This window comes from Rhizobium sp. BK661 (assembly GCF_024808825.1).
Lineage (GTDB): Bacteria > Pseudomonadota > Alphaproteobacteria > Rhizobiales > Rhizobiaceae > Rhizobium.
Map to the genome: position 1 here is coordinate 1 of NZ_JANTYT010000046.1, position 9,754 is coordinate 9,754.

The window sequence follows — 9,754 nt, forward strand, 5'->3', positions numbered from 1 at the left end:
GATCAAGATCGGTTTGCCAGTCCACGTCCATTGATCGGCCCTCCATAAGCCGACCTCTCATGAATCACGCAAACCCTTTCATGGGAATCCCAAAATAACCCGCCCGCTAAAAACCTGCCAAAGTAGTGCTAGGTGACAATGCGCGCCGGCCGACGTTAGTTGTAATAGGTGATATCGCGGACAGCGCGATTTTGGCGGATCGGAAATAGTGCGGCCAAAAGAGTGGTAGTTCTCTCAGGCCCCGCTTTCTTTGACGGCCTCCATGGCGACGAAGGTCGAGGTGCTGGCAACGAAAGGGAGGCTCGAAATCTTTTCTCCGAGCACGAGGCGATAGTTGGCAATATCGGAGGTGCGGATTTTCAGCAGATAGTCGAATGCGCCTGCGATCATGTGGCACTCCTCCACTTCCTGCAGCCTCCGCGCTGCAATGTTGAATGCCTTCAGCGCGTGTTCGCGCGTATCCGAGAGTTTCACCTCCGTGAATGCGACGTGGTTCTTCCCGAGTTTCTTCAAGTCGACGACCGCACGAAAGCCGAGGATATAGCCATCTTCGATCAATCGCTTTAATCTGACCTGGCAGGGTGTGTTAGAGAGGCCCACCTTTTTGGCAAGATCGGTTATCGACATTCGACCATCTGCAATAAGAGCTTCGATGATCTTGTGATCGAATTGGTCAATTTCCCTGCCGTTTGTGACTGTACTCACGATTTTCCCTCGACTGTTCCTCTAAATTGGGCAGTTAGAGGTCAGAGGTGGCAATTTCAAGTGAAATTACCTTCGCACGACCTGTTATGTGTTGGTCAAGATTCTACCTGGAGCAAAGACATGACGATCACCAGCGAGACGGTGCCAAGCAACCTCAACAGCTTAGTAACTGGTGGCGCCAATCCGTTTGAGGGTTTTGCACCGGCGGTGCGTCCACAAAGCGATTTGCGACGAGCAATCACTGCGGCGTACCGTATTCCAGAAACCGTTTGCGTTCCGGCTCTCGTGGAAGCTGCTGCACTCCCGGAAAAAGTTCGCCAGGGTGCAGCGACGACTGCGCGTCGACTTATTGAAGCACTCCGTGCCAAACATAAGGGTACTGGCGTTGAGGGCCTCGTGCACGAATATTCGCTTTCGAGCCAGGAGGGCGTGGCGCTGATGTGTCTGGCAGAAGCCTTGCTTCGGATTCCTGATACGGCTACCCGTGACGCCCTGATCCGCGACAAGATCGCCGAGGGTGATTGGAAGTCGCATCTGGGCGGCGGCCGGTCCCTCTTCGTCAATGCCGCAACCTGGGGGCTGGTGGTAACCGGCAAGCTCACAGCGACGGTCAACGATCGTAACCTTTCGGCTGCGCTCACGCGCCTGATCGCACGATGCGGCGAGCCGGTTATCAGGCGTGGCGTCGACATGGCGATGCGAATGATGGGTGAGCAGTTTGTCACTGGCGAAACCATCGACGAGGCGCTGCAACGAGCAAAGCCACTCGAACAGCGCGGCTTCAGGTACTCCTATGACATGCTTGGGGAGGCGGCAACGACCGGCGCCGACGCCGAACGGTACTACAAGGACTATGAAGCCGCGATCCACGCAATCGGCAAAGCGTCCGATCGGCGTGGTATCTATGAAGGGCCTGGGATTTCGATCAAGCTCTCTGCTTTGCATCCGCGCTATTCAAGAGCACAGAGCGAAAGGGTCGTCAGTGAACTGCTGCCGAAGGTTAAGACGCTTGCCCTGATTGCCAAGTCCTATGATATAGGCCTCAATATCGATGCCGAGGAGGCGGATCGGCTGGAGTTGTCGCTGGATATCCTTGAGACACTATGCCTCGACGATGATCTTTCCGGATGGAACGGCATGGGTTTTGTTGTCCAGGCCTATGGCAAGCGCTGCCCGTCCGTGCTCGATTTTATCATTGACCTTGCCCGTCGCGCTGGTCGCCGGATCATGGTTCGCCTGGTCAAGGGAGCCTATTGGGATGCCGAAATCAAGCGGGCTCAACTCGACGGTCTTGAAGACTTTCCCGTCTTTACTCGAAAGATTTACACTGACGTGTCCTATGTGGCCTGCGCAAAGAAGCTCTTGGCTGCACCAGATGCTGTCTTCCCGCAATTCGCAACCCACAATGCGCAGACGCTTGCCACAATCTATCACATGGCCGGTTCAGACTTCCATGTTGGGAAGTACGAATTCCAATGCCTTCATGGCATGGGGGAACCGCTCTACGACGAGGTCGTCGGCCGCCAGAACCTCAACCGTCCCTGCCGCATCTACGCACCGGTTGGCACACATGAAACACTGCTCGCCTATCTCGTGCGACGGCTCCTCGAAAATGGGGCAAACTCGTCGTTTGTGAATCGGATCGCCGATCCGGGCGTCTCCGTTGAAGAGCTTGTTGCGGATCCCGTCGATCTTGTCGCCGGAATGCAAGTACCTGGTCTGAAGCACGACAAGATCGCACTGCCCGGCCACCTCTACGGTCAGCGCCGCAATTCCGCTGGTATCGATGTCTCGAACGAAACGACGCTTGCGGAACTGACCGAGAGCCTGAAGGCAAGCGCAACGCTACGTTGGAAGGCAGCGCCAACCCATGAAAGGGAGGCTGCGCCGTCCCGCGACGTCGTCAATCCGTCCGACGGGCAGGACATTGTGGGGACCGTGCGCGAGGCAACGATCGAGGAAGCCGGAGCTGCGGCCGCAATCGCACTCAAAGCCGCGCCGTCCTGGGCTGCAGTGCAGCCTGCCGAGCGGGCCGCGCTCCTCGAGCGGGCAGCTGACGCTATGCAGGCGAAAATGGAGACCTTGTTGGGTCTCATCATTCGCGAAGCTGGGAAGTCGCTGCTGAATGCCGTCGCTGAGGTCCGGGAGGCGGTCGACTTCCTACGTTACTACGCCGAGCAGACGCGCCGCACCCTCGGTCCTTCTCATGCACCACTTGGTCCCGTTGTGTGCATAAGCCCGTGGAATTTTCCATTGGCGATCTTTACCGGGCAGGTTGCTGCTGCGCTTGTCGCAGGCAACCCGGTTCTAGCCAAACCTGCGGAAGAAACGCCGTTGATTGCGGCCGAAGCCGTTAGAATTCTGCATGGAGCCGGTATCCCGACTGACGTCGTCCAGTTGGTTCCGGGTGATGGAAGGGTAGGGGCGGCTCTGGTGACAGCTCCCGAAGCCGCTGCCGTGATGTTCACAGGCTCCACAGAGGTTGCGCGAATTATCCAGGGCGAGCTCGCCAAGCGACTATCCAAGGGCGGAAAGCCGATTCCATTTATCGCCGAGACTGGCGGCCAGAATGCCATGATCGTGGACTCCTCGGCACTTGCCGAACAGGTTGTCGGTGATGTGATTGCCTCGGCATTCGACAGCGCCGGGCAGCGCTGCTCGGCACTGCGCGTTCTGTGCCTGCAGGAAGACATCGCCGACCGTACATTGGTGATGCTTAAAGGAGCTTTGAAGGAGCTCTCCATCGCCAATACCAATCGCCTGGCCTCGGACATAGGGCCGGTCATTACTGCCGAAGCCAAGGATACAATCGAAGCGCACGTAGAGGCCATGAGCGGCGCAGGCTGCAAAGTCGAACGTGTGAATTTGTCCGAAGCGACCGAGAGGGGGACATTTGTCGCCCCAACCATCATCGAAATCAGCAGCATTTCGCAGCTTAAACGCGAGGTGTTTGGTCCGGTTCTTCACGTTATTCGATGGCGCCGCCAGGACCTTGGACGCCTGATAGACGATATCAATGCGACGGGTTATGGTCTTACGTTCGGTCTTCATACGCGCCTCGATGAAACGATTGCAAATGTGACGAGGCAGGTGAAAGCGGGCAATATTTATGTTAACCGCAACGTCATCGGCGCAGTCGTCGGCGTGCAGCCTTTCGGCGGTCGCGGTCTATCCGGGACCGGCCCCAAGGCAGGCGGGCCTCTCTACCTCGGGCGCCTGGTTTCATCTCCGCCCATTCCGCCACAGCACAGCTCGGTCTACAGCGATCCTTCGCTTCTGGACTTTGCAAAATGGCTGGAACAGCAGGGCCTTTCTGAAGATGCGGAAGTCGCGCGGCAACTTGGCAGCCAGTCCGCTCTGGGACTTGAAATGGAGCTTCCCGGTCCGGTGGGCGAGCGTAATCTATATGCGCTTCACCCTCGCGGTAAGATCTTGTGCGCGCCGTGGTCCAGCACAGGTCTCATCCGCCAGATTTCCGTTGTCCTCGCCACCGGAAATAGCGCAGTTATCGATTGCGATGAAGGCTTGCGTCCAACATTGAAAGGACTTCCCGCCAGCGTCGGCTCACGCATTGACTGGAAGGAAACCAAAGCAATTTCCGAGCCATTGGCCGGAGCGCTCATCGAAGGTGAGGACGCGCGGGTTCTCGCTATGCTGTCGAAGATAGCAGCAATGCCAGGGCCACTACTACTGACACAATCTGCGACGCCAGCGGAGCTCAGGCATGATGCGGATGCCTACTGCCTGAACTGGCTTCTCGAGGAGGTGTCGACCTCCATCAACACCGCTGCGGCAGGGGGCAACGCAAGCCTGATGTCGATCGGGTGATACTGGCGAGGCAGCTAGAATTGATCAGTTAGCCGATCCGCGTAGATGATTGCCTCGACGACATCGCACGCGATCGGCAAATATTTGCTTTCGGTTGCGGAGCAAAAAACAGATCCTCTTGAGAGCCAGCGAGAACGGCAGTCCAGGGTGGCTTTGCTGCTGTTTGCCGGAAGCCCGCACCTCAGAGAAAACCTCAGTTGAATTGCCGAAACCCCGCGGCCGACGGCTCCATCTGGCTGACCGAAAAATTTCATCAACAGTTTCGAGAATCTATCGAACGCCTGTGTGTGTTGTCGAGTAGTACACGGTTTGCGCGTCACGTCGGGACTTTCGGTTCGGCAAATTTCGGCGGTCAGGCTTTGTAGGGTGCTCTATTTGGAGGGTTCCATGAAACGCTTGCACAAGCCAATCACAGCGTTCGCTTTCCTCGCTGTCTCGGCATTGAGTGCGTCATGTACCACGGGTGGGCCAGGAGCCCGCTCGCTCACAGAGCCTTTGAATCCGGCTTGCGCTGAGGGGTTCACCGTGCCAGAGCACAACACGGACTGCGTCGTTCCCATTCGCCTACGGCTGGATGTTCGATCCGGACGGCGCCCAAGCCGCGGCGCGCATGTTCTTCACTGATCTTGGCGGCTCGGCCGCCATGCTCAGACTTCGCGAACTTGACGACGATGCTCTGAAGGACATCGGTCTCGCGCGCTCTGAAATCGAGGCCGCAGCCTTCGGCCGGGTGCATACCTACAGCCGAGGGAGGAGGTCGTGACCACCCAGCCAATCGCTGCAGATCTGACCTTGATGACCGTTCTGGTCGCTTTCACAGGGGTCTTCTTGATCTGCTTCCTGAAAGGGGCGTTCGGAGGAGGATTCGCTATTGTCGGGATCCCGCTGCTGTCGCTCGTGATGGATCCGGTAACCGCCGGTGGCCTGCTCGCTCCCCTGTTTGTCGCCATGGACCTCTACGCGCTCCGCTATTGGAAGCCAAACACGTGGTCGCGGCAGGATCTCGCCCCGTTGCTTCCCGGACTTATTGTCGGAATCGGGAGCGGATATCTGCTTTTCCGCTTTCTCGACCATCATGCGATCGAAATCGTCATGGCTGTCGTCACACTGATCTTCGTTGGGCTGTGGCTCGCGGGAGGAGGCGGCGTTTCCATCCGGCCTCGATCGACACCCAAGGCTGTTGCAGCCGGGTTGGCGTCGGGCATCACCACGATGGTTGCTCATTCCGGCGGACCGCCGCTTGCGATGTACCTGCTGCCGCTCGGTTTGACCAAGGAAGTCTATGCGGGAACGACCAGCCTCTTCTTCACGGTCGGCAATGCCACCAAAGCCGTCCCGTGGTTGATGCTGGTACGGCCGGAAGGTGTTGACCTGGTGCTAATGGCCGTATGCTTGCTCGCGGTTCCCAGTGGTGTCGGAATGGGCTGGCGACTTCATGGACGTCTCGATCAACGCCAGATCTTCCGCGCATGCTACGCACTGCTTGCTGTGACTGCTGTGAGGCTTCTGTGGGACGGTGTTGCCGGGTACTTGGTATGAATGTCTCGGATCAATAAATGGCATTGCGGGCATATGATGAGAGGGCGGATGCGGATACGATCGGCGATTTGGCGGCGATGTCCACGGAACTCCTAAGTCCCCAACAGACTGACCGCCGGCCTTGCCCGCTTGATTCGATCGCCAGTTGAAAACCAGTCAATACCACAGCACGACAAGGAGACTGCAATGGCACGAAAGGCAGCAGACATCATCACGGAAGTGCTTCATTCCGTCGGCGTCCGTCGTATCTACGGCGTCGTCGGAGATAGCCTGAATGGCATCACTGAATCCATGCGGCGACGCGGCGACATTGACTGGATCCATGTGCGGCACGAAGAGACGGCGGCGTTTGCCGCGGGAGCGGAAGCTCATCTAACCGGAGAGCTTGCCGTATGCGCGGGAAGTTGCGGTCCCGGAAACCTTCATCTGATCAACGGCCTCTTCGACGCCCATCGTTCCCGAGTACCGGTCCTCGCGATCGCTGCTCAGATTCCTTCGGTCGAAATCGGACGGGGGTACTTCCAGGAGACACATCCCGATCAACTTTTCAGGGAGTGCAGCCACTACTGCGAACTCGTTTCCAATCCCGCCCAGCTTCCCGGCGTAATCGAGACCGCGGTTCGGACTGCGATTTCCAAACGCGGCGTCGCCGTGGTGGTCATTCCGGGAGACATCGCGCTTGCCGAATACGCCGCTCCAATCTCCAATCCGGCGGGAATCCGGATTCCTGAGCCGGTTATACTTCCGCAGGACGCCGATCTGGATAACCTGGCAAGCGTGCTGGCCGAGAGCCAGCGCACCACGCTCCTATGCGGGCGAGGATGCGAGGGCGCACACGATGAGGTGGTGGCGCTGGCCGAACGTCTAAAGGCTCCGGTCGTACACGCGCTCGGCGGCAAGGAGCATGTCGAGTGGGACAATCCGTACGACGTCGGCATGACGGGCCTCATCGGCTTTTCTTCCGGATACGGTGCGATGCTCGCCTGCGATACATTGCTGATGCTCGGGACGGATTTTCCATATCGGCAGTTCTATCCGAGTGGCGCCAAAATTATCCAAATTGATCTCCGGGCTGAAAATCTGGGGAGACGGGCACCGTTGAAGATGGGCCTGGTCGGCGATGTAAAGGCGACGCTGTCAGCGCTACTTCCAAAGCTCGAACCGAAGTCCGATGGGGTCCACCTGGCAACAAGCCTCTCCAATTATAGAGAGGCTCGCGAAGGACTTGACGATCTCGCGACCGGCACGCCGGGCCGCAAGCCGATTCATCCGCAATATCTAGCCAAGTTGGTGAGCGAACTCGCTTCCGACGACGCGGTATTCACATTCGACGTTGGTACCCCGACAGTATGGGCCGCACGCTATCTGAAAATGAATGGGCGGCGCAGAATGATAGGTTCCCTGGTGCATGGGTCGATGGCGAATGCATTGCCGCAAGCAATCGGCGCGCAGGCTGCCTTTCCAGACAGGCAGGTCATCAGTCTCTCGGGCGACGGAGGCTTCGCCATGCTGATGGGCGATTTTCTTACGCTGGCTCAGCAGAACCTTCCGGTGAAGATCGTCATCTTCAACAACTCCGTACTGGGCTTCGTTGCACTTGAGATGAAGGCGTCCGGCCTCCTGGAGACGGGTACCAGCCTTAATAATCCCGATTTTGCAGCGATGGCGAATGCCGTCGGCGTTCACGCGTGCCGAGTGGAGGACCCGGCTGACTTGGAAGGGGCGCTCGCGGATGTTCTTGCACATGACGGCCCGGCACTTCTCGATGTCGTCACCAATACGGAAGAGCTGTCGATGCCGCCAAAGATCGAGGCCCTACAAGTTAAGGGATTCAGCCTTTGGGCTTTGAAGGCCGTAATGAACGGCAAGGGCAATCAATTGCTTGATCTGACCGTATCGAATTTCCTCCGTCGATGAGAAAGCGCCCGAACTCATCTCAACATCTTCGACTAAAACAATGATCGGCGGCTAGGAAGCAACCCTTCGCCCGCCGATCATTGTTTAGCGCATCGCGCGCGAGGCGCTCTAATATTCGAGGACCACACCACACGGTGCCCACAGTTTGAAAAGTCGTTCCCTTAAATTGATACCTAAGGATGCGTTGCGAGCCACCTATGCGAGGCTTAGGTGAGGGGAAGCTAAATTACCTTCGGTAAACGAGATGAAAATTTCAGAACTATCCTCTACGCGAGACGCGGGCTCATTGAAGGGCGCTCCTAGATCCACACGCCTTGCAATACCCGCAAACTCGAATATTCCCCGCCGAGTTCCCGTCTATGAGCTCGAGCATCAGTCGAGAAGACCCGCTTCGGACGACCTGGAGCCGTCCGTCATAACTTCTATTTCTGTTGTCGTGGGAAGCATCGTGTCCATCATCCTGGCGATGACAGTGATTTTCGATCCCAGCCGTTCAGGAGATCTTGTCGACATGATTTCGAGCCTACAATCCAGGCTTACAATGTGACCCTAGGCGTTGCTTGCTGATCTCCTCACCTTCAGGCGTTTTTCACACCATGGTATCATGGACAGCGGAGTTGGCCCCTCCTAGGCTTCTCCGAGACCTGAAGGGCACGCCATGATCGGGGATGGAACACTCAGTATCTTTAACGCTCCCACTGCGTCGGAGGCATGCGGGGCAGCTTTGCAAGCTTACGCTGCGCTTCGAAAGACAATTCCCTCGCTCAACGCCCGCCGTTCAGCCGAGGACCGGCCGACAACCGATGTCTCTGTGGGGCTGCATGTTGGAGAAGTGTTCTATGGCAACATCGGTAGCCCCGCCCGACTCGATTTCACGGTGCTGGGCCGCACTGTGAACGAGGCCAGCAGGATTGCTGGGCTTTGCCATCCGCTATCGACCGACATTCTTCTGTCCTCAAACTTCGCTCAGTCGCTGGACGCAGTCAACAGGGCGAACGCGGCATCGGTTGGCTGTCACACGCACGAGGCGTTTCCAGATCTATGGAGCCGTTCTCGTTGAAGAATTAGGAGAAGCGGTCCCGGTCGGTCACGAGATGATATTCACCTTCTGGCGCAAGTTGTAAATCAAGGATTTGAGAATATGGTCGAGCAAGTTTCCTGGCAAGTCGAGCGACTGGCGCACGATCCGGTCTGCCAGTACGCGATGCTCGTCATCGTGATGTTTATCACAAGATTTCTGGTGCAGGGGCGGCCCGCCTTAAGGTTCGTTGTGCACTTTGTCTTCTTTGCTGTCTTGACCGCTACGCTTGTGGCAGACAGCGTCACGCCATGGTCGGCCGACATCGCTACGACGGATCTGGCCCGGCGAACCTTTCTGGGGATCGCGAAGACGACATGGTGCTTTGCCGGGGCAACGGTCCTCGTCGCATCGGTACGGCTCTTTTTGATTGTCGAGCAAAAGCCCAGGGAAGGGCGGCTTATCCAGGATCTGCTGGTTGGGATCATTTATCTTGGCGCAGCCCTCGCCGTCATTGCCTTCGTATTCAGTCTCCCAGTAGGCACCGTCATCGTCACGTCGGGCGTCTTCGCCATTGTTCTCGGGCTCGCCCTCCAAAGCACCATGAACGACGTCTTTTCCGGTATCGCACTCAATCTCGGCCGACCTTATCCTAGGCCGTCGACTCATAAACTCTGACACCAGATCCTTGCCGCGACGAGTTTGACAGCTGCGAGATAGTTTTCCGGGCGCTTGTCGTAGCGAGTA

At 57.5% G+C, this 9,754-nt stretch carries 7 protein-coding genes and 1 pseudogene; 6 read left to right on the plus strand and 2 right to left on the minus strand.

Annotation, left to right across the window (positions count from 1 at the left end):
* Positions 1-234 precede the first annotated feature (234 nt).
* A complete protein-coding gene (locus tag FHX16_RS31155; RefSeq protein ID WP_183863854.1) occupies positions 235-705 on the minus strand; it encodes an Lrp/AsnC family transcriptional regulator in 471 nt (156 codons plus the stop codon).
* Positions 706-825: 120 nt separating this feature from the next.
* On the opposite strand from FHX16_RS31155, the gene putA reads away from it, so the two are divergent.
* The 6 genes from putA to FHX16_RS31180 all read left to right on the plus strand — a co-directional run bounded on the left by putA (position 826) and on the right by FHX16_RS31180 (position 9,685).
* Positions 826-4,533 carry a trifunctional transcriptional regulator/proline dehydrogenase/L-glutamate gamma-semialdehyde dehydrogenase gene (gene putA, locus FHX16_RS31160; RefSeq protein WP_259132193.1) on the plus strand — a complete coding sequence of 1,236 codons (3,708 nt, stop codon included), beginning with the start codon at positions 826-828 and terminating at the stop codon, positions 4,531-4,533.
* A gap of 610 nt (positions 4,534-5,143) precedes the next feature.
* Positions 5,144-5,296, plus strand: a complete 153-nt coding sequence (locus FHX16_RS31165; RefSeq protein ID WP_259132195.1) for a DUF1127 domain-containing protein — start codon at positions 5,144-5,146, stop codon at positions 5,294-5,296.
* Positions 5,293-6,072, plus strand: coding sequence for a sulfite exporter TauE/SafE family protein (locus tag FHX16_RS31170; RefSeq protein WP_259132197.1), 780 nt, complete (start codon positions 5,293-5,295; stop codon positions 6,070-6,072). Before FHX16_RS31165 ends, FHX16_RS31170 begins: the two co-directional genes overlap by 4 nt.
* Before the next feature lie 186 nt (positions 6,073-6,258).
* Complete coding sequence (gene poxB / locus FHX16_RS31175; protein WP_183863856.1) at positions 6,259-7,989, plus strand: ubiquinone-dependent pyruvate dehydrogenase; 1,731 nt, start codon at positions 6,259-6,261, stop codon at positions 7,987-7,989.
* A gap of 658 nt (positions 7,990-8,647) precedes the next feature.
* A complete protein-coding gene (locus FHX16_RS31790) occupies positions 8,648-9,049 on the plus strand; it encodes an adenylate/guanylate cyclase domain-containing protein (RefSeq protein WP_405049350.1) in 402 nt (133 codons plus the stop codon).
* 81 nt (positions 9,050-9,130) lie between these two features.
* Positions 9,131-9,685, plus strand: a complete 555-nt coding sequence (locus FHX16_RS31180; protein WP_259132199.1) for a mechanosensitive ion channel family protein — start codon at positions 9,131-9,133, stop codon at positions 9,683-9,685.
* Here the strand turns inward: FHX16_RS31180 and FHX16_RS31185 are convergent.
* Positions 9,673-9,754: pseudogene (locus FHX16_RS31185) on the minus strand (IS5/IS1182 family transposase); the annotation flags it as partial. The gene FHX16_RS31180 and the pseudogene FHX16_RS31185 overlap by 13 nt on opposite strands.